Here is a 26,472-nt window from a genome sequence, read left to right on the forward strand (position 1 = left end):
CAGATTTTGATCACACGGGCGCACGGGCGGGCATCATGGGCATCTTGGCAAAACCTCTCAGCCAGCTGGCCCTGACCGCGCGGGGCGGGCATGACCCGCAGATCACCGGGCTCGCGGTGGACAGCCGCCAGGTCAAGGACGGTTTCCTGTTCGCCGCGCTGCCGGGCACGCGGGTGCATGGCGGCGAATTCATCCAGTATGCGCTGCGCATGGGCGCGGCGGCGGTGCTGACCGACGCCGAGGGCGCGGCGCTGGCCGAATCCGAACTGGCCGCCTCCGAGGCCGCGCTGGTGGTGGTCGAGGATCCGCGCCAGGCGCTGGCCTGCACCGCCGCGCTGTGGTTCGGCGCCCAGCCCGGGGTGATGGCGGCGGTGACCGGTACCAACGGCAAGACCTCGGTGGCCACCTTCCTGCGCCAGATCTGGACCGGGCTGGGGCAGGCGGCGATCAATGTCGGGACCACCGGGGTCGAGGGGGCATGGAGCGCACCGCTTCAGCACACCACGCCCGAGCCGATCACCCTGCACCGGGTTCTGGCGGAGGCGGCCCGCAACGGCATTACCCACGCGGCGATGGAGGCCTCGTCGCATGGGCTGGAGCAGCGGCGGTTGGACGGGGTGCAGCTCAAGGCGGCGGGTTTCACCAATTTCACCCAGGATCACCTAGATTATCATGAAAGTTTCGAGGCCTATTTCGCCGCCAAGGCGGGGCTGTTTCGCCGGGTGCTGCCGCCGGAGGGCACGGCGGTGATCAACATCGAGGATCCGCGCGGACCCGAGATGCGGGCGATCGCTGCCGCGCGCGGGCAGGCGGTGTTGACCGTGGGCCGGGGCGATTGCGACCTGTGCCTGATGGCGCAGCGGTTCGATGCCACCGGGCAGGACCTGCGATTCACCTGGGCCGGGCAGAGTCACCAGGCGCGGCTTGACCTGATCGGGGGGTTTCAGGCCGAAAACGTACTGATCGCCGCCGGCCTCGCCATCGCCTGCGGTGCCGAGCCCGAGGCGGTGTTCCGCACCCTGCCGGAGCTGACGACGGTGCGCGGGAGGATGCAACTGGCCGCGACGCGCGGCAACGGCGCCGCCGTCTTCGTCGATTATGCCCATACCCCGGACGCGGTGGCGACCGCGCTCCGGGCGCTGCGCCCGCATGTGATGGGGCGGCTGGTGGCCATCGTCGGCGCTGGCGGCGACCGCGACAATACCAAGCGCCCGCTGATGGGGCAGGCGGCAGCCGAACATGCCGATACCGTCTTTGTTACCGACGACAACCCGCGCAGCGAGGATCCGGCCAGCATTCGCGCCGCCGTGATGGCGGGCGCGCCGGAGGGGATCGAGGTCGGAGACCGGGCCGAGGCGATCCTGCGCGGGGTCGATGCGCTGGGGCCGGGCGATGCGTTGCTGATCGCGGGCAAGGGCCACGAGACCGGCCAGATCGTCGGCGATGACGTGCTGCCCTTTGACGATGCCGAACAGGCCAGCGTGGCGGTCGCCGCGCTGGACGGGCGGCCGGTATGAGCCTGTGGACCGCCTCTGAGGCGCAAGAGGCCACCGGCGGACGCGCGCAGGGCGATTGGATGGCAAGGGGCGTGTCCATCGACACCCGCACGCTCCGGCCCGGCGATCTTTTCGTCGCGTTGAAGGCGGCGCGCGATGGCCATGACTTCGTGGCGCAGGCACTGGAGGCGGGCGCCGCTGCCGCGCTGGTCAGCCATATCCCCGAGGGGGTGGCGGAGGACGCGCCGCTCTTGCTGGTGGACGATGTGCAAACCGGGCTCGAGGCGCTGGGCCGGGCGGCGCGGGCGCGTTGCGGGGGCCGCGTGGTGGCGGTGACCGGCAGCGTCGGCAAGACCTCGACCAAGGAGATGCTGGCGGTGATGCTGTCGGGGCAGGGGCCGACCCATGCCAGCGTCGCCAGCTACAACAACCACTGGGGCGTGCCGCTGACCCTGGCGCGGATGCCTCGCAACACTGCCTTTGCGGTGATCGAGATCGGCATGAACCACCCCGGCGAGATCGCGCCGCTGGCGCGGCTGGCCCGCCCGCATGTGGCGATGGTGACCACCGTGGCCCCGGCGCACCTCGAGGCCTTCGACGACATCGAGGGCATCGCGCGCGAAAAGGCGGCGATCCTCGAGGGGCTGGAGCCGAACGGGGTGGCGGTGCTGAACGCCGACCTGCCGCAATCACCGATCCTTTTCGCCAGCGCCGAGGCGTTGGGGGCGCGGGCGGCGGGGTTTGGTCGTACGGCCAGCGATTTCCGCCTGCTGGATCTTCTGTCGCAAGACGGTTCACTCCTCGTACGGGCGCAGACGCCTGTCGGGCCATTGCCGTTCCGCATCGCCAGTTCGGGACAGCATTTCGCGATGAACGGGCTGGGGGCGCTGGCGGCCTGTCTCGCGCTGGGTGCCGAGCTGTCGAAATCCGCCGAGAGCCTGGCGGGCTGGACCCCCTACGAGGGGCGCGGCGCGCGGGAAAGCATCCCGCTGCCGGGCGGCACGATCGAGCTGCTGGACGATTCCTATAACGCCAACCCTGCCTCGATGGCCGCGGCGCTGGAGGTTCTGGCCGGGACACGGCCCGATGGCGCGGGACGCCGCATCGCCATTCTGGGCGACATGAAAGAGTTGGGGCCGCAGGCCGAGAACCTTCATGCCGCGCTTGCCGATCTTCCGGCGATGGCGGATATCGACACGGTGCATTGCATCGGCCCGCTGATCGGCGCGCTGCATGCCGCGCTGCCGGCGGATCAACGCGGCGCGCTTTGCGAAAGCAGCGCCGAACTGGCCGTGCGCGCCGCCGACCTGGTGCGGCCCGGCGATATTGTGCTGGTCAAGGGCTCGCTCAGCATGGGGTTGGCAAAGGTCGTTGACGCCCTGCGCGAAATCGGCCAAGGCAGGCGCGCCCCGGACACCACGACGGGGGGATAGCCACAAGATGAAGAATAGGACCGGCTGACATGCTCTATTGGTTGACCGCGCTGTCGGATGGCGGGGACTTTTTCAACCTGTTCCGCTACATCACGTTTCGCGCTGGCGGGGCGTTCCTGACCGCGCTGTTGTTCGGGTTCCTGTTCGGACGCCCGTTGATCAACGTGTTGCGCAAGCGGCAGGGCAAGGGACAGCCGATCCGTGACGACGGACCCGAGGGGCACCTTTCCAAGGCCGGTACGCCGACCATGGGCGGGCTGCTGATCGTGGGCGCGCTGGTGACCGCAACCGCGCTCTGGGCGCGGCTGGACAACCCCTTCGTCTGGCTGGTGCTTTTCGTCACGCTGGCCTTTGCCGCCATCGGCTTTGCCGACGATTACGCCAAGGTTTCCAAGCAGAATACCAAGGGAGTGCCGGGCAAGCTGCGTCTCGCACTGGGCATCCTGATCGCGGTGGTGGCCGCGCTCTGGGCGGCATGGAACCACCCGGCCGAGTTGCAGAACCAGTTGGCGCTGCCGGTGTTCAAGGACACGCTGATCAACCTCGGGGTTTTTTACGTGCCGTTCTCGGTCATTGTCATCGTGGGATCGGCCAACGCGGTGAACCTGACCGACGGGCTGGACGGGCTGGCGATCATGCCGGTGATGATCGCGGCGACCACGCTGGGCATCATCGCCTATGCGGTGGGGCGCACCGATTTCACCGAGTATCTTGATGTCCATTACGTGCCGGGCACCGGCGAGATCCTGATCTTTACCGCCGCGCTCTTCGGCGGCGGGCTGGGGTTCCTGTGGTACAACGCGCCGCCGGCGGCAGTGTTCATGGGCGACACCGGCTCGCTCGCGCTGGGCGGCGCGCTGGGCGCGATCGCGGTGGCGACCAAGCACGAGCTGGTGCTGGCGGTGGTCGGCGGCCTCTTCGTGGTCGAGGCGCTGTCGGTCATCATCCAGGTGCTGTATTTCAAGCGCACCGGGCGGCGGGTGTTCCTGATGGCGCCGATCCATCACCATTACGAGAAAAAAGGCTGGGCCGAGCCGACCATCGTGATCCGGTTCTGGATCATCTCGCTGATCCTGGCGATGATCGGGCTGGCGACGCTCAAGGTTCGCTGAGCCCGCTAGGCAATCGTCCTGCCCCTGGGGGCAGGGTGCGCGGGCTTTTCCAAGATAGCAAGGAGCTGGGCGGGTGATACCGGTACGGGGATACGAGGGCGCGAAGGTCGCGGTTCTGGGGCTGGGGCGGTCCGGCCTCTCGGCGGCGCGGGCGCTGCGCGCGGGCGGGGCCGAGCCGGTCTGCTGGGACGACAACCCCGAGGCACGGGCACGGGCCGAGGGCGAGGGGTTCACCTGTGCCGATCCGTCCCGGTCGGGCGGTTTCGACGGCATCGCGGCGCTGATCGTCTCGCCCGGCATTCCGCATCTTTACCCCGCGCCCAACCCGGTGGTCGCCGCCGCGCTGGCGGCGGGGGTGCCGGTGGACAATGACATCGGGCTGTTCTTTCGCTCGCTGGCGACGGCGGATTGGGACAGGATCGAAACGCTGCCGCGTGTCGTGGCGGTGACCGGGTCGAACGGCAAATCGACCACGGCGGCCTTGATCGACCATATCCTGCAAGAGGCCGGGCGGCCGGTGCAACTGGCCGGCAACATCGGGCGCGGCGTGCTGGATCTCGATCCCCCGGGCGAGGGCGCGGTGGTGGTGCTGGAACTCAGCAGCTACCAGACCGACCTGGCCCGGTCGCTGACCCCGGATGTGGCAGTCTTTACCAACCTGTCACCCGATCACCTGGACCGGCACGGCGGGCTGGGTGGCTATTTCGCGGCCAAGCGGCGGCTGTTTGCCGAGGGCGGGCCGGACCGCGCGGTGATCGGCGTCGACGAGGTCGAGGGGCGGTTCCTTGCCGGGCAACTGTCCGAGGGGCCGGGCGACGACCGGGTGATCCGGGTGTCCTCGGGGCAGAAGCTGACCGGGCCGGGCTGGCAGGTGTTCGCGCGCAAGGGGTTCCTGTCCGAGACGCGCAAGGGCAAGCAGATGGCCTCGATCGACCTGCGCGGGATCGCCGGGCTGCCGGGCGCGCATAACCACCAGAACGCCTGCGCGGCCTATGCCGCCTGCCGCGCGCTCGGGGTGGCGCCGCGCGTGATCGAGGCGGCGCTGCACAGCTATCCGGGCCTGCCGCACCGCAGCCAGGTGATCGCCGAGGTGGGTGGGATTACCTACGTCAACGACAGCAAGGCCACCAACGTCGACAGCGCCGCCAAGGCACTGGGCGCGTTCAAGCGCATCCGCTGGATCTGCGGCGGGTTGGAGAAAGAGGGTGGGCTGGGCGCGCTGAAGGGCATGACCGGGGCGGTGGCCAAGGCCTATGTCATCGGGCGCGAGGCGGCGGGGTTTGCCATGCAGCTGGACGTGGAGGCCGAGGTCTGCACCACGATGGCGGCGGCGGTCGAGCGCGCGATGGCCGAGGCCGAGCCGGGCGATACCGTGCTGCTGGCCCCGGCGGCGGCGAGTTTCGACCAGTACGACAATTTCGAGCAGCGCGGTGAAGATTTCACCGCCGAGGTGGCGAAGCGGCTCGACTAGGGCCGTTGCCGTAATGCGCGACAGAGGGCGCGCTTTGCGCGCTATCCGGGCGGGGGAGGGCGGTTTTTCACCCCTTCGCCGCGATGGCCGTTCCGGCGGCATGGCCTGAGGCCCAGGCCCATTGGAAGTTGTAGCCGCCAAGCCAGCCGGTGACATCCACCGCCTCGCCGATGGCGTACAGTCCGGGCACCGCTTTCGCCGCCATGGTTTTCGAGGACAGCGCGTCGGTGTCGATGCCGCCCAGCGTCACCTCTGCGGTGCGATAGCCCTCGCTGCCCGAGGGGATGAGGCGCCAATCGCCAAGACGGTCGCAGAGCGATTGCAGCGCCGCGTCGGACTGGTCGGCGAGATTGCCGTTCAGGTCCAGTTCCGGGGCGAGGAAGTCCACCAGCCGGGCCGGAAGGTGGCGCGCCAACTCGGTGCCCAGCCCCCGGCGCCCGGCCTGGTGTCGCTGCGCGCGCAGGGTTTCGAACAGGTCCATGTCGGGGATCAGATTCACCGCGATCTCCTCGCCCTCGCGCCAATAGGACGACAGTTGCAGCACCGCCGGGCCAGAGAGGCCGCGATGGGTAAAGAGCAGCGCCTCGTCGAACCCGGCGCGGGCGTTCGACAGCCGCACCGGCAGCGAAACCCCGGCCAGCGGGGCAAAGCGCCCCTCGGGAAAGGTGAAGGGAACCAGCGCGGGGCGGGTCTCGGTCACCGTCAGCCCGAATTGCCGGGCGATGTCATAGGCCAGCCCGGTCGCCCCCATCTTGGGGATCGACTTGCCCCCGGTGGCCAAGACGAGATTGCGGCAGGTCAGGTCGACCCGCTTGCCCTCGCGCTCAAGGCTGAGGGCAAAGCCGCTGCCGGTCTGCGACAAATCCACAAGCGCAGTGGACAGCCACAGCGCGGCCCCCGCCTTTGCCATCTCGTCGCGCAGCATGGCGATGATCTGGGTGGCCTTGCCGTCGCAGAATAGCTGGCCCAGCGTCTTTTCGTGCCAGGCAATGCCGTGGCGGTCGACCAGGTCGATGAAATCCCACTGGGTATAGCGCGCCAGCGCTGATTTGCAGAAATGCGGGTTCGCCGACAGGTAATTCTCGGGCCCGGCGTAAAGGTTGGTGAAATTGCAGCGTCCGCCGCCCGAAATGCGGATCTTTTCGCCCGGGTTGCGCGCATGGTCGATCACCAGCGTGCGCGGACCCGCGTGGGCGGCGCACATCATGCCGGCGGCACCGGCGCCCAGAATGACCGTTTCGAACTCCATCTGCGCCGATTGGCCCGGATTGCGGCAGATGGCAAGAGGAACGGACTGGAACGAAGACCGGTTTCGCGGTATCGTGGCAAGCAGACCCGGAGAACCGGGCGGACAGAGGCAGCAAACGGCAGGATAACCATGACCGAGATGGTCTATGGCGCGGTACCCGCGCAACGGGGCGAGCCCATTCTTCCCAAATGGTGGCGGACACTGGACAAGTGGTCGATGACCTGTGTGCTGGTCCTGGCCGGTATCGGGCTTTTGCTGGGATTGGCGGCCTCGCCGCCGCTGGCTTCGCGCAACGGGTTTGACCCGTTTCATTACGTCGAGCGGCAGGCGGTGTTCGGCGCGCTGGCGCTGACCGCGATGCTGCTGACCTCGATGATGACGCCGACGCTGGTGCGGCGGCTGGCGGTGCTGGGCTTTCTCGGCTCCTTTTTGGCGCTGGCGCTGTTGCCGGTGCTGGGCACCGATTTCGGCAAGGGCGCGGTACGCTGGTACAGCCTGGGCTTTGCCAGCGTGCAGCCCTCGGAATTCATGAAACCTGTGTTCATCGTGGTCGCGGCCTGGATGCTGGCGGCCAGCCAGCAGATCAATGGGCCACCGGGCAAGATGTGGTCGGCGATCCTCTGCCTGACCATCGTCGGCATGCTGGTGATGCAGCCCGATTTCGGCCAGGCCTGCCTGGTGCTGTTCGGTTGGGGCGTGATGTATTTCGTCGCCGGCGCGCCGATGATGCTTCTGGTGGGGATCGTGCTGGCGGTGGTGCTGGGCGGCACCGTCGCCTATTCCAGTTCCGAGCATTTCGCGCGCCGCATCGACGGGTTTCTCAGCCCCGAGGTCGATCCCACCACCCAGCTCGGCTATGCCACCAACGCGATCCGCGAGGGCGGGCTGTTCGGGGTCGGCGTCGGCGAGGGGCAGGTGAAATGGTCGCTGCCCGATGCGCATACCGATTTCATCATCGCGGTCGCCGCCGAGGAATACGGGTTGATCCTGGTGCTGATCATCATCGCGCTTTACTGTTCGATCGTGGTCCGGTCGCTGTTGCGGCTGATGCGTGAACGCGATCCCTTCATCCGCCTGGCGGGCACCGGGCTGGCCTGCATCTTCGGGGTGCAGGCGATGATCAACATGGGGGTGGCGGTGCGGTTGTTGCCGGCCAAGGGGATGACCCTGCCGTTCGTCAGCTACGGCGGTTCGTCACTGATCGCGGGGGGCGTCGCGCTGGGCATGTTGCTGGCCTTCACCCGGACCCGGCCGCAGGGTGAGATCGGCGAGATTTTGCGCGGCCGCCACTGATGGGCTGGCGGTGCGCGCGGATTTGCGCGATGGCCGGGGTCCGCGCCCCGAAACAGAAGAGACACGCAGGATAACGCCCATGGCACAAAAGCTGCTGATGATCGCCGCCGGCGGCACCGGGGGGCACATGTTCCCCGCCCAGGCCCTCGCGGAGGCGATGCTCAAACGCGGCTGGCGGGTCAAGCTGAGCACGGACGCGCGCGGCGCGCGCTATACCGGCGGCTTTCCCCATTCGACCGAGATCACCCAGGTGCAAAGCGCCACCTTCGCACGCGGCGGGGTGCTGGCCAAGGCGTTGGTCGGCCCGAAGATCGCCGCCGGCGTGCTGGCCGCCGCCTGGTCGATGCAGCGCGACCGGCCCGATGCGGTGGTGGGTTTCGGCGGATATCCGTCGATCCCGGCGCTGGGGGCGGCGACGCTGCTGGGCCTGCCCCGGATGATCCACGAACAGAACGGCGTGCTGGGGCGCGTCAACCGGCTGTTCGCCACGCGGGTGGCGCAGGTGGCCTGCGGTGTCTGGCCGACCGAACTGCCCGAGGGGGCGCAGGGCGTGCCCGTGGGCAACCCGGTGCGCGCGGCGGTGCTGGCACGGGCCGGGGCGGGATACATCGCGCCGGGCGACTACCCGATGTCGATCCTGGTGATCGGCGGCAGCCAGGGCGCGCGCATCCTGTCCGACGTGGTGCCGGGCGCCATCGCGGCGCTGCCGCCCGCGATGCTGCGCAACATCCGCGTCAGCCACCAGGCCCGCGCCGAGGACGGCGCGCGCGTCGCGGGTTTCTATGCCGAACAGGGGATCGACGCCGATGTGCGGCCGTTCTTCAACGACGTGCCGGCGCGGATGTCCGAGGCGCAGCTGGTGATCTGCCGCGCCGGGGCCTCGACCATTGCCGATCTCACGGTGATCGGGCGGCCCTCGATCCTGATCCCCTATGCCGCCGCCGCCGGTGACCACCAGACCGCCAATGCGCGCGGGCTGGTCGAGGCGGGCGCGGCGATCCTGATCCCGGAAAAGCGGCTTGACGTTTCCAGCCTGAGTGAGCAGATCACCGCGGTTCTGTCCAACCCCGCCGCCGCCCAGCAGATGAGCGCGGCCGCGCTGGGGGCGGGCATGCCGGACGCCACCGAACACCTGGTGGCGCTGGTCGAAGAACTGGCCGAGAAGGAGCACCCATGACCCCCGCCACCAAACTGCCGACCGATGTCGGGTCGATCCATTTCGTCGGAATCGGCGGCATCGGCATGTCGGGCATCGCCGAGGTGCTGTTGAACCTGGGCTACCGGGTGCAGGGCTCGGACCTGAAAAGCTCCAAGATCACCGAACGCCTGGCCGGGCTGGGCGCGCAGGTGTTCGAGGGGCAGCGGGCCGAGAACCTCGAGGGCGCCGAGGTGGTGGTGATCTCTTCCGCGATCAAGCCGGGCAATCCGGAACTGGACGAGGCGCGCCTTCGCGGCCTGCCTGTGGTGCGGCGGGCCGAGATGCTGGGCGAGCTGATGCGGCTGAAATCCAACGTCGCGGTGGCCGGCACCCACGGCAAGACCACCACCACCACGCTGATGGCCGAGATGATGGTCGCCGGCGGCTTCGATCCCACCGTGGTCAACGGCGGCATCATCCATGCCTATGGCTCCAACGCGCGGATGGGGCAGGGCGAATGGATGGTGGTCGAGGCCGACGAGAGCGACGGCAGCTTCAACCGGCTGCCCGCCACCATCGCCATCGTCACCAATATCGACCCCGAGCACCTGGAGCATTGGGGCGATTTCGACAAGCTGCGCGACGGGTTCTATCAATTTGTCTCGAACATCCCGTTCTACGGGCTGGCAGTCTGCTGCACCGATCACGCCGAGGTGCAGGCGCTGGTCGGGCGGGTGACCGACCGGCGGGTCGCCACATACGGGTTCAACGCCCAGGCCGATATCCGAGCGGTGAAACTGCGGTACGAGGCCGGTGTGGCGCATTTCGACATCGAGTTGCAGGCCGAGGGTAAGACGATCGAGGGCTGCACCCTGCCGATGCCGGGCGATCACAACGTCTCGAACGCGCTGGCCGCGGTCACCGTGGCGCGCCACCTGGGCATGAAACGGGCCGAGATCCGCGCCGCGCTGGCTGCCTTCGGCGGCGTCAACCGGCGCTTTACCAAGGTGGGCGAGGTGAACGGCGTCACCATCATCGACGATTACGGCCATCACCCGGTGGAAATCGCCGCCGTGCTCAAGGCGGCGAGGCAGGCCACCAAGGGCCGCGTCATCGCTGTGCACCAGCCGCACCGTTATACCCGGCTGCATGCGCTGTTCGAGGATTTCTGCGCCTGTTTCAACGAGGCCGACGTGGTCGGTATCGCCGAGGTCTATGCCGCCGGCGAGGATCCGATCCCCGGCGCCAGCCGCGACGACCTTGTCGCGGGGCTGATCCGCCATGGTCACCGCCACGCCAGCGCGATAGGCTCGGAACAGGATCTGACCGCGCTGGTGCGGGCAGAGGCCGGGCCCGGCGACATGGTGGTTTGCCTTGGCGCCGGTACCATCAGTGCCTGGGCCAATAACCTGCCGGAGCGACTGAAGGGGTAGGGATTTGTTCGGGAAACGCTAATGGGTCTGGTGGTTCTGCTGGTCTTGATGCTTGGTTTCGCCCTTGTTCTGGGCGCCGCGTTCATCGTTGCCCGCGCCCTGACCCGCCGCACCCGTGTCGCCCTGTTCGCTCCCCTGTTGATTGGCAGTTGCCTGGGGCTGCTTGCGCTCAATCCCTATTGGATCACGCGCGGCCCTGATGATCCGCAAGCCGACCTCGACCGCTTTGTCCTCTGGGTCCTTTTCGGCCTGCCGGGCGCGATCGGGCTCGCGGTCGGGGCCGGGGCGGGGTGGTGTGCGCGACGTCCGCGCGGCACGTCGTGGGACGAGGTCGAATGGTAATGGCTGGTGCAAGCGGGGGGCCTGGATGAGCGACGATCACCTCAAACGACGGATCGGGCTGGGGCTGCTGACCGCCTATGGCGTCGGCGTGATGATCGGCGCCGGCATCTATGTCCTGGTCGGCGCGGTGGCGGCCGATGCCGGGGTCTGGGCGCCGCTGTCCTTCCTGTTGGCGGGCCTCATCGCCGCGCCCACCGCGTTGAGCTATGCCGAGTTCTCGACCCGGCTGCCCGAGGCCGCGGGAGAGGCTGCCTTTGTCGGCCAGGGGCTGCGCAGCCAGGCGCTGGCGGTGCTGGTCGGGCTGGCAATCGTCGCCGCCGGTACGATCTCGGCCGGGGCGGTGCTGCGCGGCGGTGTCGGCTACCTGACCCAGGCGGTGGAGATCGACCCGGTGTTGGCCATCCTGTTGCTGGGGGCGGCGCTGACCCTGGTGGCGATGGTGGGCGTACTGGAAAGCCTGTCGCTGGCCGCGATCTTTACCGTGGTCGAGGTGGTCGGGCTGATCCTGGTGATCTGGGCCGGGACCACCGCCACCCCGACGGCCGGTTTCACCGCGCCGCAGCCGATCGTGGTCTCCGGGGTGGGGGTAGCGGCGGTGCTGGCCTTCTTCGCCTTCATCGGTTTCGAGGATATCGTCAACATGGCCGAAGAGGTCCGGCGGCCCGAACACACGATGCCGCGCGCGATCCTGCTGTCGCTGGCGATCACCTCGGTGATCTATGCGCTGGTCACCTTTGCCGCCGTGCGGGCGGTGCCGGTGGCGGACCTGTCGCAAAGCACCAGCCCGCTGGTCCTGGTGTGGCAGGCCACGCGCGGTGGCGATGGCGATTTCCTGTCCGGCATCGCGGTCTTCGCGGCGCTGAACGGGGTGCTGGCGCAGATCGTGATGGCCAGCCGGGTGCTGTTCGGGCTGGGCCGGCGGACCCGGGCGCTGGCGCTGTTCCACCATGCCAACCCGCGTCTGGGCACGCCGGTGGTCGCGACGCTGCTGATCGGGACGGCGGTGATCCTCTCCGCGATCTACGTGCCCTTCACCGTCCTGGCCGAGCTGACCTCGGCGATCCTGCTGGCCGTCTTCGTGTTGGTGAACCTGGCGCTGATCCTGCAAAAGCGCCGCGCGCCGGCGGCGGCGTTCCGGGTGCCGATGGCGGTGCCGGTGCTGGGGATGGTGCTGTCCGCCGTTGCGCTTGCCATCGCCATCGCGGGGCAGTTTTGAGCCCGCCGGTCATCGCCGCCGCGCTCTGGGTGCTGGTCGCCACCGGTGTCGCCCTGTTGCCGATGCGTTTCCAATACATTCCCGGCGCGGCGCTGTTGCTGGTGGCGCCGGTGCTGCTGGTCTGGATCGGGGCGGTGCACGGGGTCTGGGTGGCGCTGGCCGCGACGCTGGCGGTGCTGTCGATGTTCCGCCGACCCTTGCGCGAGGTGTTGCGCCGGGCGCGGGGGCAAAAATGACGCCGTCGCTGATCCTGGCCTGCGTCTGGCTGGTGGTGGCCAATCTCGCCGCCATGCTGCCCAGCCGCGACAACTACTGGCGGCGGGCCTATGGGCTGATCGCGCTGGGCCTGCCGTTGCTGGGCTACGTGATCTACCAGAACGGGCCGTGGATCGGGTTGCTGGTGCTGGGCGCGGCGATGTCGGTGCTGCGCTGGCCGGTGATCTACCTGGTCCGCTGGCTGCGGCGGCGCTTGGGCGGCGGGGCATGAACGGCAGACCCCGGCACCGCTTTCCTTTCACCAAAAATATCCCCGCCGGAGGCTCCGACCCCTCCCGCCGCGCAAGGGGCCGAAAACGGCGGCGCGGCGCAGGATTTTCACCGATCACCGGCGCGGTGGCTTGTTCCGGCGCGTCCACGGCGCTAGCAGAGGCGCATGGACTATGACCTTCCCCCGGTGCGCGGGCGACTGACCCGGCACAAACCGCTGTCCGAGCTGACCTGGTTGCGCGTCGGCGGCCCGGCCGATGTGCTGTTCCAGCCCGCCGACATCGAGGACCTAGCGGCGTTCCTGGCCGCGCTGGAACCGGATGTGCCGGTCTTCCCGATGGGCGTGGGGTCAAACCTGATCGTGCGCGACGGCGGGCTCCGGGCGGTGGTGATCCGGCTGGGGCGCGGCTTTAACGGGATTTCCCCCGACGGCACCCGGGTGACGGCGGGGGCGGCGGCGCTCGATGCCCATGTGGCGAAACGGGCGGCCGAGGCCGGCGTCGACCTGAGCTTCCTGCGCACAATCCCCGGCTCCATCGGCGGCGCGGTGCGGATGAACGCGGGCTGCTACGGTTCCTACCTGGCCGATGTCCTTGTCTCGGCCCGCGCGGTGACGCGGCGTGGCGAGGTCGTTACGCTCACGCCGCACGATCTGAACTTCCGCTATCGCCAAAGCGATCTGCCCGAGGGGATGGTGATTGTCGAGGCCACGCTCAAAGGTCCGGCGGGCGATCCCGAGGTGCTGCTGGCCCGGATGGAAGACCAGATCCGCAAGCGCGACGAAAGCCAGCCGACGAAGGACCGCAGCGCGGGCTCGACCTTCCGCAACCCGGCGGGGTTCTCCAGCACCGGGCGCGCCGATGACGTGCACGACCTCAAGGCCTGGAAGGTGATCGAGGATGCCGGGATGCGCGGCGCCCGCCTCGGCGGCGCCCAGATGAGCGAGAAACACGCCAATTTCCTGATCAACGCCGGGGGGGCGACGGCGGCCGATTTGGAGGGGCTGGGCGAAGCGGTGCGAAAAAAGGTTTACCAGAGCAGCGGCATAACGCTAGAATGGGAAATCATGCGGGTCGGCGAAGCAGAAGGCGAACCACCTGCGGAATAACACCCCGACCGCGACACCCCACAGGCACAACAAGGGGGCGCGGAAACCGGGAACAAACACGGGCCGCAAAGGTCCGGGGACATTGAGGCACAACGTGGGTCACGCGAGCGGAAAGACCCCCTGTGTTGCGGTATTGATGGGTGGCCCCTCGGCGGAACGCGAGGTGTCACTGTCCAGCGGGCGCGAATGCGCCGCCGCGCTGCGGGGCGAAGGATATGAGGTGGTCGAGCTGGATGCCGGCCCGGACCTCTGCGAACGATTGCGCGAAATCTCACCCGATGTCGTCTTCAACGCGCTGCATGGCCGCTGGGGCGAGGATGGCTGCGTGCAGGGCATGCTGGAATGGCTGCGCATCCCCTATACCCATTCGGGGGTTCTCGCCTCGGCGCTGGCGATGGACAAGGCCCGCAGCAAGGAGGTGTTCCGCACCGCCGGCCTGCCCGTGGTCGAGAGCCTGATCGTCGACAAGTCGCAGGTCGAGGCCGGTCACGTGATGGCGCCGCCTTATGTGGTCAAACCCAACAACGAAGGCTCCTCGGTCGGAATCTACATCGTGCAGGAGGGGGCCAATACCCCGCCGCGGATGGCCGAGAGCATGCCGGCCCAGGTGATGGTTGAACAATATGTGCCCGGTCGCGAACTGACCACCTCGGTGGTCGGCGATCGCGCGGCGACGGTGACCGACATCATCACCAACGGCTGGTATGACTACGACGCCAAGTACAAGCCCGGCGGCTCGCGCCACGAGATCCCGGCCAAGATCCCGCAGGAGATCTTCGACCTCTGCCTCGATTACGCCCTGCGCGCCCACCGGGCGCTCGGCTGTCGCGGGGTCAGCCGCACCGATTACCGCTGGGACGAGTCAAAGGGCGCCGAGGGGCTTGTCCTGCTGGAGGTCAACACCCAGCCCGGCATGACGCCGACCTCGCTGGTGCCCGAACATGCCGGCGTGATGGGTATGACATTCGGCCAGCTCTGCGCCTGGATGGTGGAGGATGCCTCGTGCAACAGGTGATCCGCTCCCGCGCGCAGACCCGTCCCGATCCTGCGCCCTCGCGCCTGAACTACCGGGTGCAGCGCTGGTTGCTGACGCCGGGCATCCGGCTCGGGTTGCGGATCGGCGTGCCGTTCTGCCTGTGTTTCGCGCTCGGCTCGGCCTTCATGGCCGACCAGGCCCGGCGCGATGCCCTGGCGGTGTTCCTGTCGGACCTGCGCGCCTCGATCCAGGAGCGGCCCGAGTTCATGGTCGGGCTGATGGCGATCGACGGGGCCGGGCCCAATCTCTCGGAGGATATCCGCGAGGCGGTGGCGCTGGATTTCCCGGTCAGCTCCTTCGACCTCGACCTCGAACAGATCCGTGACCGGATCATCGGGCTCGACCCGGTCAAGGCGGCCAGCGTTCGCATCCGACCCGGTGGCATCCTTCAGGTCGACGTGGTCGAACGCCAGCCGGCGGTGATCTGGCGCAGCCGCGCCGGGCTGTCGATGCTGGACGAAAGCGGCATTCATGTGGACCAGCTGGCAGGGCGCACTACCCGGCCCGATCTGCCGCTGATCGCCGGCCAGGGCGCCGACCGCGCGGTCGGCGAGGCGCTGGCGCTGATCGCCGCGGCACGGCCGCTGGCCGACCGGCTGCGCGGGCTGGTGCGGGTGGGCGAACGTCGCTGGGACGTGGTCCTGGATCGTGGCCAGCGCATCCTGCTGCCGCCGGACCGACCGGTGCGCGCGCTGGAGCGGGTGCTCGCGCTGGACGAGGTGCGCGAGTTGCTGGATCGCGACGTGACGGTGGTCGACATGCGACTTCGGGCGCGACCGACGGTGCGGATGACCGGCGACGCGGTCGAGGACTGGTGGAAAATAAGAAGAATAAACGGATACGGGCAGTAGCACATGACGGACCTATATCAATCCCAACGCGCGATGCGGCAGATGCGCCGCCAGGCAATGCAGCGTGGCGTGATCGCGATCCTCGATGTCGGCAGTTCCAAGACCGCCTGCCTGATCCTGCGGTTTGATGGCACCGCCAAGCTGAGCGAGGACAACTCCATCGGCTCGCTGGCGGGGCAGAGCGGGTTTCGCGTGGTGGGCGCGGCGACGACCCGATCGCGCGGGGTGCAGTTCGGCGAGATTACCGCGATGCAGGAGACCGAGCGCGCCATTCGCACCGCCCTGCAGGCGGCGCAGAAAATGGCCGAGATCCGCGTCGATCACGTGATCGCCTGTTTCTCGGGGGCCAATCCGCGCTCTTACGGGCTGGACGCGACGGTGGAGCTCGAGGGGCAGGTGGTGACCGAGTCCGAGATCGCCCGGGTGCTGTCTGCCTGCGAGGTGCCCGAATATGGCGCCGGCCGCGAGGTTCTGCATGCCCAGCCGGTGAACTTCGCGCTCGACAACCGCTCGGGCCTGATCGACCCGCGCGGGCAGCTGGGGCACAACCTGGCCGTCGACATGCATATGCTGACGGTGGATGCGCCGGCGATCCAGAACCTGGTCCATTGCATCAAGCGCTGCGACCTGGAACTGGCGGGGATCGCCAGTTCGGCCTATGCCTCGGGCATCTCGGCCTTGGTCGAGGACGAACAGGAACTGGGCGCCGCCTGCATCGACATGGGCGGCGGCAGCACCAGTATCTCGATCTTTCTGAAGAAACACATGATCTATGCCGATTGCGTGCGCATGGGCGGCGATCATATCACCGGCGACATTTCCATGGGCCTCGGCGTGCCGATGGCGAACGCGGAACGGATCAAGACTTTTTGCGGCGGGGTGCATGCCACCGGCGCCGACGATCGCGACATGATCGACATCGGCGGCGATACCGGTGACTGGGAGCATGACCGCCGCACCGTCTCGCGCGCCGAGCTGATCGGCATCATGCGCCCCCGCGTCGAGGAGATCCTCGAAGAGGTGCGTGCGCGGCTCGATGCGGCCGGGTTCGATCACCTGCCAAGCCAGCAGATCGTGCTGACCGGCGGGTCGAGCCAGATCATGGGGCTGGACGGGCTGGCCAGCCGCATCCTCGGTCACCAGGTGCGCCTGGGCCGTCCCTTGCGGGTGCATGGGCTGCCGCAGTCGGCCACCGGTCCCGGCTTTGCCGGCGCGGTGGGGTTGGCGCTTTTCGCTGCGCATCCGCAGGACGAATGGTGGGATTTCGAAGTGCCGGTGGACCGCTATCCGGCGCGCTCGCTGCAGCGCGCGGTCAAGTGGTTCCGCGACAACTGGTAAGAGGGCAGGGCGCAGGAGCCGGGCGCTTTGGGCTGGCCCGCGCGCTCATCGCATGCTAGGGTTGTGACAAGCCGCACGGATGAGAGGCGGTCGGGAGGGTCGAGCAGGGACCCCGCGAATTTGAACGGACGGACCGCGCACCGCGCGCGATCCTGACACGTGCGCCGGATCAGCGCCGGGGCCCTATTGTTGCGCGTATCTCTGCACGCAACATCTGGGGGCTTTGGCAAGATACCGCCGGCGTTCGCAATTTTTTTGCCATATTTTGTGTGAATCACTTGTTTTCTTGGTGACCTCGTACGGTTCTCCCGCTATTGTTCCATACAGGCAGACCCGCCCGACAGAGGCGGTGGCGTGACGTAAACGATTGTGAACAGGCGGACAGAGCATGACATTGAACCTTTCGATGCCCGGACAGGACGAACTGAAACCGCGGATCACCGTTTTCGGCGTCGGCGGCGCGGGCGGCAATGCCGTCAACAACATGATCGAAAAGGCGCTCACCGGCGTTGAATTCGTCGTCGCCAACACCGATGCGCAGGCGCTTCAGCAAAGCCAGGCGCAAAACCGGATCCAGCTTGGTATCAAGGTGACCGAGGGGCTTGGCGCGGGGGCACGCGCCACCGTCGGGGCCGCCGCCGCCGAAGAGAGCATCGAACAGATCGTCGATCACTTGGCCGGGTCGCACATGTGCTTCATCACCGGAGGCATGGGGGGCGGTACCGGCACCGGCGCCGCACCGATCATCGCCCAGGCCGCACGTGAACTGGGTGTTCTGACCGTGGGCGTGGTGACCAAGCCGTTCCAGTTTGAGGGCGTCAAGCGGATGCGCCAGGCCGAGGACGGGGTAGAGGCCCTGCAAAAGGTCGTCGACACGCTGATCATCATTCCGAACCAGAACCTGTTCCGGCTCGCCAACGAAAAGACCACCTTCACCGAGGCGTTCTCGCTGGCCGACAACGTGCTGTACCAGGGCGTCAAGGGGATTTCCGATCTGATGGTGCGTCCCGGCCTGATCAACCTCGATTTCGCCGACGTCCGTTCGGTGATGGACGAGATGGGCAAGGCGATGATGGGCACCGGCGAGGGCGAGGGCGAAGAGCGCGCCATCCAGGCCGCCGAAAAGGCCATCGCCAACCCGCTGCTGGATGAAATCAGCCTCAAGGGCGCCAAGGGCGTGCTGATCAACATCACCGGCAGCCACGACCTGACCCTGTTCGAGCTGGACGAGGCCGCCAACCGGATCCGCGAAGAGGTGGACCCGGAGGCCAACATCATCGTCGGCTCGACCCTCGATACCGACATGGAAGGCAAGATGCGCGTCAGCGTCGTGGCCACCGGCATCGACGCCACCGAGGTGCACAGCGACATTCCGGTCGCGCGCCGCCCGCTGTCGCAACCGCTGAAACAGAAGGTCTCGGCCGAGGAAGAACGTCCGCAGGCACCTCTGGAACTGGAAACGCCGATCGCCGCCGAAACCCAGGTGGAAGAACCCGTGCAGGCGATGGAGCCCGCTGCCGCCGAGCCGGCGCAGGAACCCAGCCTGTTCGAGGGGATCGAAGAGACCGCACCGCAAGAGGTCGCGCATCACGACAGCGGCGACATGCACGCGGAACAGACTGTCGCACAGCAGGACGATGGCCTGCCGCCGCCGGCCTATCGCCCGCAAGAGCCGGTGTTCGAGCCGCGCGCCGCGATCCACGAAGACGAGAACGAGAATTTCGTCGCGCCCAAGGCGCCCGCACCCGGAACGCCTTCGCCGGAAGCGCTGGCGCGGTTGCATGCCGCCGCCCGCAACGCGCCCCGCACCCCGCAGCAGGGGACCGCGCCGCAACAGCAACCGGCCCCGGAAAAAGGGCGCTTCGGCTTCAACCGCCTGATCGACCGGATGACCGGCCATGCCGGCGACACGCCTTCGGGCGGCGCCCAACCGGCGGCCCGCCAACAGCCACCGATGCAGCGCCCTGACACCGCCGCCCAGCCTGCGGCCGAGGCGGACCCGGATCAGGAACGGATCGAGATTCCCGCCTTTCTGCGGCGTCAGGCGAACTGACCGCGGACACAGTTATGCGACGAAAGACCGCCTTTACGGCGGTCTTTTTTGTTTTGAATCAATGATTTGAAACGGGGTCGGCGGGGTTCTGCCGGATTGTTTCAGTGATGTTTCATTCAGTTACAAAGATTGAGTTGAGCCAAGGCGGGTGGAACTTTACTTGATGGGCACCGGTATCGCGGATTGCCGGAGCCACGCTGAGAGGCCGCTTTTGCAACATACGCTGAGAACGCCAGTCACCTTTACCGGAGTCGGCCTGCATTCGGGCAAGCCGGTCAAAATGACCATCCGCCCGGCTGCTGCCGGTCACGGCATCTGGTTCAAGCGGGTGGATATCGCCCTCGGCGATACGATGATCCCTGCACTCTACCACGCCGCCGAACAGACCCCGCTCTGCACCCGGCTGGTCAACGGGGCCGGTGTTTCCGTCTCGACGGTCGAACATGTCATGGCGGCGCTGGCCGGTTGCGGCGTGCACAACGCCCTGATCGAGATCGACAACCCTGAGGTTCCGATCCTTGACGGCTCTTCTGCCCCCTTCGTGCGCGGCATCATGGCGCGTGGTGTGCGCGCTCAGATCGCCCCGATCCTCGCCTACGAGGTCCTGCGCCCGGTGACGGTCGAACGCGGTGAGGCCCGCGCCACGCTGACCCCGGCCGACCGGCTGACCATAGAATTCCACATCGACTTTGCCGATGCCGCCATCGGCCGCCAGAGCAAGCGGCTCGACATGGGCAACGGCGCCTTTGCGCGCGAACTTTGCGACAGCCGCACCTTTTGTCGGCACGAGGACGTCGAGCGCATGCGCGAGGCCGGCCTCGGCCTTGGCGGCACGCTGAACAATGCCGTCGTCGTCGATGGCGACACCATCCTGACGCCGGGCGGGCTGCGCCACCCCGACGAGGCGGTGCGCCACAAGATGCTGGATGCGTTGGGCGACCTCGCGCTGGCCGGTGGGCCGTTGCTGGGACACTACGTGGGCGAGCGTGCCGGTCATACCGTGACCAACGCCCTGCTGCGCGAACTCTTTGCCACACCCGATGCCGTGCGCCCGGTTTTGTGCGACCAAGGCATCTCTGCCCGGCTGCCGGGCAAGGGGTTGGCGCTGCGCGAGATCCCCCAGGTCGCCTGAGCACGGACCCTGCCGCAAGGGCCTTTTGCCGGCGGCGTTTTAAGGCGTTTTGCACCGGAAATTATTGTGCTAGACCGATGCCCAAACGGGCGGAACGCCCGGAAAGTACTATGAGGATTGGCAAGCATGATCGGCGGCAGGTCGGGAATCAGGGTCATCGGGGCATTCATTCTGATGGCCGTTCTGGCGGCCTGCGGGGGCAGCCCCGTGGACAAGTCGCAGAACCTCGAGGGGTTCACCCCGGAACAGATCTATGATCGCGGCGAGTTCGAGTTGTCGCGGGGCCAGACCGACAACGCCGCTTGGTATTTCTCCGAGATCGAGCGGCTTTATCCCTATTCTTCCTGGGCCAAGCGGGCGCTGATCATGCAGGCGTTTTCCTATCACAAGGGACAGGAATACCCCGAAAGCCGGGCAGCAGCGCAGCGCTACATCGATTTCTACCCCACCGACGAGGACGCCGCCTATGCCCAGTATCTGCTGGCGCTGTCCTATTACGACCAGATCGACGAAGTCGGGCGCGATCAGGGCCTGACCTTCCAGGCGCTGCAGGCGCTGCGAACGGTGATCGAGGTCTATCCCGACAGCGAATACGCGACCCCCGCGATGCTGAAATTCGACCTCGCCTTTGACCACCTTGCGGCGAAGGAGATGGAGGTTGGTCGCTATTACCTGCGCAAGAAGCAGTTCGCGGCGGCGATCAACCGGTTCCGCGTGGTGGTCGAGGATTTCCAGACCACCACCCACACCGCCGAGGCGCTGCACCGGCTGGTCGAGGCCTATCTCTCGCTTGGCCTGACCGACGAGGCGCAGACCGCCGGCGCGATCCTGGGCTACAACTACCAGGGGTCGGAGTGGTACGAGGACAGCTACAAGCTGCTGACCGCGCGCGGGCTCAAGATGCGCAGCATCGGCAACAACTGGCTCAGCCAGATCTACCGCCAGTCGGTCAAGGGTAAATGGCTCTGATCCCGATGCGGTCCATCCGGAAGTGGGGCAGGGGCGATGCTGCGATCGCTTGATATTCGTGACATGCTGATCATCGACCGGCTGGAGCTTGCGTTCCAGCCGGGCTTGAACGTGCTGACCGGCGAGACCGGGGCGGGCAAGTCGATCCTGCTCGACTCGCTGGGGTTCGTCCTGGGCTGGCGTGGCCGCGCCGCGCTGGTGCGCCAGGGCGCCGAGCAGGGCGAGGTAACGGCGGTTTTTGAACTTTCGCCCGATCACGCCGCCCGCGCCGTGCTGGACGAGGCCGGCCTGCCTGCCGGTGATGAACTGATCCTGCGCCGGGTTAACACGGTGGATGGGCGCAAGACCGCCTGGGTCAACGATCGGCGCTGCTCGGGCGAGGTGCTGCGCGCGCTCTCGGACACGCTGGTGGAACTGCACGGACAGCAGGACGACAAGGGGCTTTTGAACCCACGCGGCCACCGCGCCATGCTCGACGCCTTCGGCGGGCTCGACGTGGCCGGCGTGCGTGCGGCCTGGCGGACCCTTCAGGCGGCGAACAAGGCGGTGGAGGAGACCCGCGCGGCGCTTGAGGCGGTGCGCGCGGAAGAGGATTTCCTGCGCCACTCGGTCGAGGAACTCGATTCCCTCGCGCCCGAGCCGGGCGAGGATGCGGAACTGGACGCCGCCCGTCGTCGCATGCAGGGCGCCGAGCGCATCCGCGACGACGTCGCCCGGGCCCTTGCGCTGCTTGGTGGCTCTGGGGCCGAGGGCGCGATGGGCGAGGCGCTGCGCTGGCTCGAAGGGGTGACGCAGGAGGCGGGCGAGGCGCTGGAGGCACCGGTCGCCGCCCTCGGGCGGGCGATGATCGAGTTGGGCGAGGCGCAGGACGGGGTGGAACGCTGCCTGTCAGGGCTGGAGTTCAGCCCGGCGGAGCTGGAACAGGCCGAGGAACGGCTCTTTGCGATCCGCGCGCAGGCGCGCAAACACGGGGTACAACCCGACGACCTGGCCGGGTTCGCCGACACGCTGTGCGCCCGGCTGGCGGCGCTGGACGCCGGCGAGAGCGACCTGGAGGAAAAGCGCGCGGCGCTCAAATCGGCCCGGGCCGCCTATGACGCCGCCGCCGGGGCGCTTGGCGCGGCGCGCAGCGAAGCCGCGGCACGGCTCGACGCGGCGGTGATGGGGGAACTGGCGCCGCTCAAGATGGAGCGCGCGGTGTTCGAAACCCGCCTCGCCCCCACCGATCCGGGGCCGGAGGGCACGGATGCGGTCGCCTTTACCGTCGCCACCAACCCCGGCGCACCGGCGGGCCCGCTGAACAAGATCGCCTCGGGCGGCGAACTCAGCCGCTTCCTGCTGGCGCTCAAGGTCTGTCTGCGCGGCACCGACAGCGGCGTGACCATGATCTTCGACGAGATTGATCGTGGTGTCGGCGGCGCCACCGCCGACGCGGTGGGCCGCAGGCTGGCCGCGCTCGCCGCCGAGGGGCAGGTCTTGGTGGTCACCCATTCGCCGCAGGTCGCCGCCCGCGGGGCGCACCACTGGCGGGTCGAGAAACGGGTGAACGACGGGGTGACGCTGTCGACCGTGACCGCGCTACCACGCGAGGCACGCATCGACGAGATCGCGCGCATGGTGGCCGGCGATACAATCACCGACGAGGCCCGCGCCGCCGCGCGTGCGCTGCTCGAGGCTTGATCGGCTGCTTGGCAGTCCGCCGCTTGAGACTTCAGGTCATTTCCGCAGCGCAACCCGAGGGTTTTGAACGGAAAACCGGATTTTTCCACAGCGCGGCCCACCCCGCGCGCGGCAGATCCCTTTTCGCCGCCCGCGCATTGTCCTAAACAGGGGCAGACGCCAGAGGAGGCAACCGATGGCCCGACCCAGCCGCCCGATCCTCGCCCAGCAATTCGACCAGGCCGTGATTGCCTGCCGCGAAGGCTGGCACGTGCTGCGCACCCGTGGCCCGGGCCAGGTCCAGTTCTGGTTCATCGCGCTGGCCATCGGCATCGCCGCCGGTCTTGCCGCACTGGGATTTCGCAAGGGGATCGACGCGCTGCAGGCCTGGCTCTATGGCACCGAGGACGTGCAGCGCCTGCATACATATGCCGAGCATTTGGCCTGGTACTGGATCCTGCTGATCCCGGTGGTCGGCGGGCTGATCGTCGGGCTCATCCTGCATCGCTTCACCTCGGACGGTCGCGTGCGGGCGGTGGCCGATGTGATCGAGGGGGCGGCGCTCACCGACGGGCGGGTCGAGACGCGGGCCGGGCTGGCCTCGATGGCCGCCTCGCTGATCACGCTGGGCTCCGGTGGCTCTTCCGGGCGCGAGGGGCCGGTGGTGCACCTGGCCGGGGTGGTCTCGACCTGGATCTGCACCCGCATCGACGCCGACGGCATCACCGGGCGCGACCTGCTGGGCTGCGCCGTGGCCGCCGCCGTCTCGGCCAGTTTCAACGCCCCCATCGCCGGCGCGCTCTTCGCGCTCGAAGTGGTGCTGCGCCATTTCGCAGTGCATGCCTTTGCCCCCATCGTGATCGCCTCGGTCGCCGGCACGGTGATCAGCCGGATGGAATACGGCGATGTCACCGAGTTCGTGCTCGCCGCGCCCGAGTCGTTGCAGTTCTACGTCGAACTTCCGGCCTTCCTGATCCTCGGCCTGCTCTGCGGGGTGGTCGCGGCGGTGTTCATGCGCGGCATCTTCTTTGCCGAGGATATCGCCGACCACCTGCAGACCCGCATCGGCCTGCCGCGCTGGCTGCGCCCGGCGGTGGCGGGGCTGCTACTGGGCGCGCTGGCGATCTATTTCCCGCATATCATCGGTGTCGGGTACGAGACCACCAGCCTGGCGCTCTCGGGGGTGTTCACCCTGCGCGACGCGGTGGTGTTCGCGGTGATCAAGGCGGTGGCGGTGGCGATCACCTTCGGCGGCCGCATGGGCGGCGGGGTTTTTTCGCCCTCGCTGATGGTCGGCGCGCTCACCGGGCTGGCCTTCGGGCTGGTCGCCACCGGGTTGCTGCCCGAGGTGTCGGGCACCCACACGCTCTATGCCCTTGCCGGCATGGGGGCGGTGGCGGCGGCGGTGCTGGGGGCGCCGATCTCGACCACCATGATCGTGTTCGAACTGACCGGCGACTGGCAGACCGGTATCGCGGTGATGGCCTCGGTCAGCCTTTCGACCGCGCTGGCCTCGCGACTGATCGACCGCTCGTTCTTCCTGTCCCAGTTGGAGCGGCGCGGCGTTCACCTGGCCGCCGGTCCGCAGGCCTACCTGCTGGCGATGCTCCGTGCGGGGGCGGTGATGCGGCCGGTCTCCGATCCCCGCTGCGCCGAGGAGGGGCCCTGCCGCGACATGGTCGAACAGGGGCTCTGCATCGAGGCCAGCGCCTCGCTGGAGGCGGCGATGCCGATCTTTGATCGCGCCGAGGTGGACTTCCTGCCGGTGATCCTGCGCGGCGAGGCAGACAGCCCGCCGGAGATCCTCGGCGCGCTGTACCACGTCGATGCGCTCAAGGCCTATAACCGCGCCCTGGCGGCGACGGCGGCCGAAGAGCATTCCTGAGTGTCGGGAACAATCTCCCTAAACCCCGAAAATTGTTTCCAGAAAATTCCGGGGGGCGGCCCTGTGGCCCTCGGTTTCCTGCGCGCGTGGCGAATTTCCTAGCTGGACCCGGCGAATCCATTAATACTGCTTAATCATTCGTTACCAAAAAGTTAACAAACGGTTAACGGGAATGGTTGCCCGTTAATGCAATCCAAGGGGGATTTCATGGCCGACTCCAATTCTCTGCTTCCGCAATTTGCCACCTTCAGCGAAGAAGCCGCAGCCGGGTTCACCGGGACACCGGGCGACGACCTCATGATCGGAACCGGGGACGACGATCAGATGAACGGTGGCGATGGCGATGACGAGATCCGCGGCTATGGCGGCGATGACAGTCTGCGCGGCGGCAACGGCGACGACCTTCTGCGCAGCGCCGGTGGCAATGACGAGTTGCGCGGGCACCTGGGCGACGACACCCTGCTGGCCGGACCGGGCGATGACATCCTCTGGGGCGGCTACGGCCGCGACCGGCTGGTCGGTCACGACGGCGATGACATGTTGTATGGCGAGTTCTTCTCGGACCAGTTGTTCGGCAACAACGGCAACGACTTCCTGTCGGGCGGCGACGCCAACGACACGCTGGACGGCGGGTCGGGCGATGACCGCCTGTTCGGTAATGCCGACAAGGATACGCTTTATGGCCGTGACGGCGATGACAGGTTGAACGGCAATACCGGCGACGATTACTTGTCAGGCGATGACGGCAACGACATCCTGAAAGGCGGGTTCGGTGACGACACCCTGCGCGGCGGGGCGGGCAACGACACCCTGCGCGGCAACAATGGTGCCGATATCCTCAGCGACCGGCACGGCGTGGACAAGCTGTTCGGTGGCAAGGGGCGCGACGATCTGAACGCGGTGGATACGGTCACCGGCGCCTCGGACGTGCTGCGCGGCAACCGCGGCAACGACGCGCTGAAAGGCGATGACGGCGATACGCTGTTCGGCGGAGCCGGCAGCGACGATTTTTTCGTCTTCATGAAAACCGGCGGTGCGATGGTGGAAATCGCCGATCTCGACCTGTCCCTTGACGAAACGCTCAGCCTGTACGACAGCAGCGGCGAGGGGTTCAGCGCGACCGACCTGGCCGATGACGTGACCCTGGCCGACTCGGCGGATGGCGCCGTGGTTTCCTATGACGGCACCGCAGTGGCGCAGATTACCGGTATCACCGTGGCCGAACTGGACGCGGCCGGTGACTGGCTCCTGCCCAGCGCCTGAGCCGCTGCGGTCCCAACGTACAAAACGCGCCCCGAATCCTACGATCCGGGGCGCTTGCTTGTCGGGCCGGCGGCCTTGTCCGCCGGTTCAGATCTGCTCCACCTTCACGCTGTCGCTGGTGAAAAAGGCCAGGTGATCCTTGATCTCGGCCACCGCGTCGAGCGGTGCCTCATAGGTCCAGACCGCGTTCTCCGTCACCGACGACTTGTTGACGATGGAATAGTAGTGGGCATCCCCCTTGTGCGGGCAATGGGTCACCTTGTCGGTGCGGTCGAGGAACGCCATCGCGATATCCCCGCGCGGGAAATAGATCACCGGGGGCAGATCGCCCTCGCTCAACTCCAGCGCGTTGCTCGACTCTCCCAGCACCGCCCCGCCGGAGCGTACCGCCCAGAGCCCCGGTGCCTTGCGAATCCTGATATGCTCAGCCATCTCTCGTCCTTCCCGTGTGTTCTCGTTCGTCTTTTGATTGGCCGCGCTTTGTAACATGCCGGTGTCACCCCCGTCAC

Annotated in this window: 23 protein-coding genes; 21 read left to right on the top strand and 2 right to left on the bottom strand. The window is 67.7% G+C overall.

Annotation, left to right across the window (positions count from 1 at the left end; all coding sequences use genetic code 11):
* Positions 1 to 35: 35 nt before the first annotated feature.
* The 4 genes from ABWV23_RS03390 to murD all read left to right on the top strand — a co-directional run bounded on the left by ABWV23_RS03390 (position 36) and on the right by murD (position 5,512).
* Positions 36 to 1,517 (top strand): UDP-N-acetylmuramoyl-L-alanyl-D-glutamate--2,6-diaminopimelate ligase, encoded by a 1,482-nt coding sequence (locus ABWV23_RS03390; RefSeq protein WP_353344926.1) that lies wholly within the window; start codon positions 36 to 38, stop codon positions 1,515 to 1,517.
* Positions 1,514 to 2,929, top strand: a complete 1,416-nt coding sequence (locus ABWV23_RS03395) for a UDP-N-acetylmuramoyl-tripeptide--D-alanyl-D-alanine ligase (RefSeq protein WP_353344928.1) — start codon at positions 1,514 to 1,516, stop codon at positions 2,927 to 2,929. The genes ABWV23_RS03390 and ABWV23_RS03395 overlap by 4 nt, the downstream gene beginning before the upstream one ends.
* Positions 2,930 to 2,958: 29 nt before the next feature.
* Positions 2,959 to 4,041 (top strand): phospho-N-acetylmuramoyl-pentapeptide-transferase, encoded by a 1,083-nt coding sequence (gene mraY / locus ABWV23_RS03400; RefSeq protein ID WP_353344930.1) that lies wholly within the window; start codon positions 2,959 to 2,961, stop codon positions 4,039 to 4,041.
* 73 nt (positions 4,042 to 4,114) lie between these two features.
* The gene (gene murD / locus ABWV23_RS03405; RefSeq protein ID WP_353344932.1) at positions 4,115 to 5,512 is read left to right on the top strand and encodes a UDP-N-acetylmuramoyl-L-alanine--D-glutamate ligase; all 1,398 of its coding nucleotides are present in this window, start codon (positions 4,115 to 4,117) and stop codon (positions 5,510 to 5,512) included.
* A gap of 67 nt (positions 5,513 to 5,579) precedes the next feature.
* Here the strand turns inward: murD and ABWV23_RS03410 are convergent, their stop codons facing one another.
* Positions 5,580 to 6,761, bottom strand: a complete 1,182-nt coding sequence (locus ABWV23_RS03410) for a BaiN/RdsA family NAD(P)/FAD-dependent oxidoreductase (protein ID WP_353344934.1) — start codon at positions 6,759 to 6,761, stop codon at positions 5,580 to 5,582.
* A 129-nt stretch (positions 6,762 to 6,890) separates the two neighbouring features.
* On the opposite strand from ABWV23_RS03410, the gene ftsW reads away from it, so the two are divergent.
* The 17 genes from ftsW (at position 6,891) to ABWV23_RS03495 (ending at position 25,963) form a co-directional block, all read left to right on the top strand.
* Positions 6,891 to 8,054, top strand: coding sequence for a putative lipid II flippase FtsW (gene ftsW, locus ABWV23_RS03415; RefSeq protein WP_353344936.1), 1,164 nt, complete (start codon positions 6,891 to 6,893; stop codon positions 8,052 to 8,054).
* A gap of 79 nt (positions 8,055 to 8,133) precedes the next feature.
* A complete protein-coding gene (locus tag ABWV23_RS03420) occupies positions 8,134 to 9,231 on the top strand; it encodes a UDP-N-acetylglucosamine--N-acetylmuramyl-(pentapeptide) pyrophosphoryl-undecaprenol N-acetylglucosamine transferase (protein ID WP_353344938.1) in 1,098 nt (365 codons plus the stop codon).
* Positions 9,228 to 10,625 carry a UDP-N-acetylmuramate--L-alanine ligase gene (gene murC, locus ABWV23_RS03425; protein ID WP_353344940.1) on the top strand — a complete coding sequence of 466 codons (1,398 nt, stop codon included), beginning with the start codon at positions 9,228 to 9,230 and terminating at the stop codon, positions 10,623 to 10,625. The genes ABWV23_RS03420 and murC overlap by 4 nt, the downstream gene beginning before the upstream one ends.
* A 21-nt stretch (positions 10,626 to 10,646) precedes the next feature.
* Entirely contained in the window at positions 10,647 to 10,967 is a 321-nt protein-coding gene (locus ABWV23_RS03430; protein WP_353344942.1) for a hypothetical protein, read from the top strand.
* Positions 10,968 to 10,992: 25 nt separating this feature from the next.
* On the top strand, positions 10,993 to 12,183 hold the full coding sequence (locus ABWV23_RS03435; protein WP_353344944.1) for an APC family permease: 1,191 nt from the start codon (positions 10,993 to 10,995) through the stop codon (positions 12,181 to 12,183).
* Positions 12,180 to 12,419 carry a DUF2484 family protein gene (locus ABWV23_RS03440; protein ID WP_353344946.1) on the top strand — a complete coding sequence of 80 codons (240 nt, stop codon included), beginning with the start codon at positions 12,180 to 12,182 and terminating at the stop codon, positions 12,417 to 12,419. Before ABWV23_RS03435 ends, ABWV23_RS03440 begins: the two co-directional genes overlap by 4 nt.
* Positions 12,416 to 12,670, top strand: a complete 255-nt coding sequence (locus tag ABWV23_RS03445) for a DUF2484 family protein (RefSeq protein ID WP_353344948.1) — start codon at positions 12,416 to 12,418, stop codon at positions 12,668 to 12,670. Before ABWV23_RS03440 ends, ABWV23_RS03445 begins: the two co-directional genes overlap by 4 nt.
* Positions 12,671 to 12,835: 165 nt before the next feature.
* Positions 12,836 to 13,777 (top strand): UDP-N-acetylmuramate dehydrogenase, encoded by a 942-nt coding sequence (murB, locus tag ABWV23_RS03450; protein ID WP_353344950.1) that lies wholly within the window; start codon positions 12,836 to 12,838, stop codon positions 13,775 to 13,777.
* A 136-nt stretch (positions 13,778 to 13,913) separates the two neighbouring features.
* Entirely contained in the window at positions 13,914 to 14,792 is an 879-nt protein-coding gene (locus ABWV23_RS03455) for a D-alanine--D-alanine ligase (protein ID WP_353344952.1), read from the top strand.
* A complete protein-coding gene (locus ABWV23_RS03460; RefSeq protein WP_502901590.1) occupies positions 14,753 to 15,664 on the top strand; it encodes a cell division protein FtsQ/DivIB in 912 nt (303 codons plus the stop codon). The genes ABWV23_RS03455 and ABWV23_RS03460 overlap by 40 nt, the downstream gene beginning before the upstream one ends.
* A 3-nt stretch (positions 15,665 to 15,667) precedes the next feature.
* On the top strand, positions 15,668 to 17,002 hold the full coding sequence (gene ftsA / locus ABWV23_RS03465) for a cell division protein FtsA (protein WP_353344956.1): 1,335 nt from the start codon (positions 15,668 to 15,670) through the stop codon (positions 17,000 to 17,002).
* A gap of 388 nt (positions 17,003 to 17,390) precedes the next feature.
* Complete coding sequence (ftsZ, locus tag ABWV23_RS03470; protein WP_353344958.1) at positions 17,391 to 19,055, top strand: cell division protein FtsZ; 1,665 nt, start codon at positions 17,391 to 17,393, stop codon at positions 19,053 to 19,055.
* 211 nt (positions 19,056 to 19,266) lie between these two features.
* Positions 19,267 to 20,187 carry a UDP-3-O-acyl-N-acetylglucosamine deacetylase gene (lpxC, locus tag ABWV23_RS03475; protein ID WP_353344960.1) on the top strand — a complete coding sequence of 307 codons (921 nt, stop codon included), beginning with the start codon at positions 19,267 to 19,269 and terminating at the stop codon, positions 20,185 to 20,187.
* Positions 20,188 to 20,313: 126 nt separating this feature from the next.
* A complete protein-coding gene (locus tag ABWV23_RS03480) occupies positions 20,314 to 21,156 on the top strand; it encodes an outer membrane protein assembly factor BamD (RefSeq protein WP_353344962.1) in 843 nt (280 codons plus the stop codon).
* Between the two features lie 36 nt (positions 21,157 to 21,192).
* A complete protein-coding gene (gene recN, locus ABWV23_RS03485; protein WP_353344964.1) occupies positions 21,193 to 22,836 on the top strand; it encodes a DNA repair protein RecN in 1,644 nt (547 codons plus the stop codon).
* 175 nt (positions 22,837 to 23,011) lie between these two features.
* On the top strand, positions 23,012 to 24,700 hold the full coding sequence (locus tag ABWV23_RS03490; protein ID WP_353344966.1) for a chloride channel protein: 1,689 nt from the start codon (positions 23,012 to 23,014) through the stop codon (positions 24,698 to 24,700).
* Between the two features lie 207 nt (positions 24,701 to 24,907).
* Entirely contained in the window at positions 24,908 to 25,963 is a 1,056-nt protein-coding gene (locus ABWV23_RS03495; protein ID WP_353344968.1) for a calcium-binding protein, read from the top strand.
* 87 nt (positions 25,964 to 26,050) lie between these two features.
* On the opposite strand, the gene ABWV23_RS03500 is transcribed toward ABWV23_RS03495, so the two are convergent.
* Positions 26,051 to 26,395, bottom strand: a complete 345-nt coding sequence (locus ABWV23_RS03500; protein WP_353344970.1) for a DUF427 domain-containing protein — start codon at positions 26,393 to 26,395, stop codon at positions 26,051 to 26,053.
* Positions 26,396 to 26,472 lie beyond the last annotated feature (77 nt).

The organism is Aquicoccus sp. SU-CL01552 (genome assembly GCF_040365005.1).
GTDB lineage: Bacteria > Pseudomonadota > Alphaproteobacteria > Rhodobacterales > Rhodobacteraceae > Antarcticimicrobium.